The 2,145-nt window shown below is 71.3% G+C and carries 3 protein-coding genes; all 3 read right to left on the bottom strand.

Features of this window, described 5'->3' with window-relative positions:
* A partial coding sequence (locus WAS25_RS05130) for a pyridoxal-phosphate dependent enzyme (protein WP_422310441.1) occupies positions 1-847 on the bottom strand: 847 nt, incomplete at its 3' end.
* Positions 844-1,464: a phosphoribosylanthranilate isomerase gene (locus tag WAS25_RS05125; RefSeq protein ID WP_422310440.1), complete on the bottom strand. Its 621-nt coding sequence runs from the start codon at positions 1,462-1,464 to the stop codon at positions 844-846. The genes WAS25_RS05130 and WAS25_RS05125, both read right to left, overlap by 4 nt.
* Positions 1,461-2,145: indole-3-glycerol-phosphate synthase (locus WAS25_RS05120; protein WP_422310439.1), on the bottom strand; the 685-nt coding region annotated here is incomplete at its 5' end. The genes WAS25_RS05120 and WAS25_RS05125, both read right to left, overlap by 4 nt.

Raw genomic sequence — 2,145 nt, 5'->3', positions numbered from 1 at the left:
GCACACCCATGCGGCCACCGTCGAGGCGAGCCGCGTGCTCGCCCAGCGACGTGCCGTGACCGCCAGCTTCCACCGCCACGCGGCGCAGGCCGTCGCCCAGGAAGGGCACCAGCAGGCCGAGGCCATTGCTGCCCCCGCCGGCACAGGCCAGGACCACCTCGGGCAGCGCACCGGACTGCTCCAGCACCTGGGCCCGGGCCTCTTCGCCGATGACCGTCTGGAAGCTGCGCACCAGCGTGGGGAAGGGATGGGGTCCCAGGGCCGAGCCCAGGATGTAGTGGGCCTTGTCGCAGCGCCCGGCCCAGGCGCGCAGGGCCTCGTTCACTGCCTCCTTGAGGGTGCCCTGCCCCGCTTCCACGGGTATCACCTTCGTACCGAAGAGGCGCATGCGCGCCACGTTCGGCGCCTGGCGGGCCATGTCGGTGACACCCATGTAGACCGTGCAGTCCAGGCCCAGCCGGGCGCAGGCCGCGGCCGTCGCCACCCCGTGCTGGCCCGCGCCGGTCTCGGCGATGATCTCGGTCTTGCCCATGCGCCGGGCCAGGATGGCCTGGGCCAGGGCGTTGTTGATCTTGTGGGCCCCGGTGTGGGTGAGGTCCTCACGCTTCAGGTAGAGAGCCCGCAGGCCCAGCTTGGCGGCCAGCCGCGGCGCGGGCGTCAGCGGCGTGGGCCTCCCCACGAAGTGCCGCAGCTCGCCTTTGAGTTCAGTCTGAAAAGCCGGATCGGCCAGGGCCGAACGGAAGGCTGCCTCCAGGTCGAGGAGGGGCTGCATGAGCGTCTCGGGCGCGTAGCAGCCGCCGAGTCCCTGGGTGCCAAAGCGGGAGGCCAGGCTGAATGTCTCGGTCATGGATGCTCCAGGGCGTGCGCGGCAAGGATGAAGGCGGAGACTTTCGAGGGGGCTTTCATGCCGGGCGAAGCCTCGAGGCGGCTGGCGGCGTCCACGCCGAGGAAGCGTTTGCGCACCGGCGCTGACAGGACCTGCACCCGCTCGCGCAGGTTCGTGGCGTCCAGTCCTCCGGCAAGCAGGAAGGGGCCCGGCGGGGGGTGAGCCATGGCATGGCCCTGCCCGGAGCCGCCAGCCACGCCGGTGACCTGGGGGCTGGCTTCCCAGAGGTAGAGATCTGCCGCCACGGAAGCCTGGTCCGGCTCATCGGGCCAGGGCAGCAGCACTTGGAGGCCCGCCTCGCGCAGCAGGTGAACTCCAGCTTCCCGCGAGACCGGGGGAAGGTAGGGTTGGACGCGGCGAAAGCCGTGACGATGGGCCGTGGCCAGGATCGCCTCCGCGCACTCCTCCACCTGGACCAGCACCGCCTTGTCCAGGTAGGGCTCGGCCACCGACAAATCCTGGCAGTGTCTGGGGCTCGGGGCGTGGGACACGAAGCCGAGCAGGTCGGCCCCCTGCCCCGCGGCGAAGGCCGCGTCCTCGGGGCGGACCAGGCCGCAGACCTTGGCGAGGGCGCTCATCGCAAGCCCGCCAGGATGCGGCTGAGGAAGTCACGCGGGTCGGGGCTGCGCATGAGGGCCTCGCCGATGAGCACTGCGTCAAAGCCCGCCCGCAGGGCCGATCGGGCGTCCTCGGGCGTGGCCAGACCGGATTCCCGGATCAGCACCGCCTCCGGGAAGACGCGCCGCAGAGGTTCCGCCGTGGGCACGCCGAGGTTGAAGGTGGAGAGGTCCCGCGCGTTGATGCCCACCAGGCGTGCGCTGGCGGCTTGGGCAAAGCCCACTTCGGTCATGTCGTGCAGCTCAATGAGGGGTTCGAGGCCCCGGGCCCGCGCCGCCTCGGCGAAGGCCGCCGTATGCTCCTTAAGCACCCGGGCGATGAGCAGCACGGCCTCGGCGCCGCTGGCTTCAGCTTCGGCCAGCTGGGCCTCGGCGATGACGAAGCCCTTGTAGAGCCGGGGCTGCTTCAGCTCCGAGGCGGTCTGGAGGTGGTCCATCGAGCCCTTGAAATAGACCGGTTCCGCCAGGATGGAAAAGGCGGCAGCGCCTCCTTCGAGGTAGGCCCGCAGCTGCGCCAACAGCGGTGTGCCCATGGCGAAGGGCCCCAGCGAAGGCGAGGCCTGCTTGAACTCGGCAATGACCGCGCCGCCACGTTCCCGGGCCTCGCGCCGCAGCGCCGCCTCGAAAGGGCCGGGCTCGGCC

Origin of the sequence: Geothrix sp., assembly GCF_049292215.1 — a bacterium.
Classification (GTDB): domain Bacteria; phylum Acidobacteriota; class Holophagae; order Holophagales; family Holophagaceae; genus Geothrix.
This window is presented reverse-complemented; position numbering and strand designations above follow the sequence as displayed.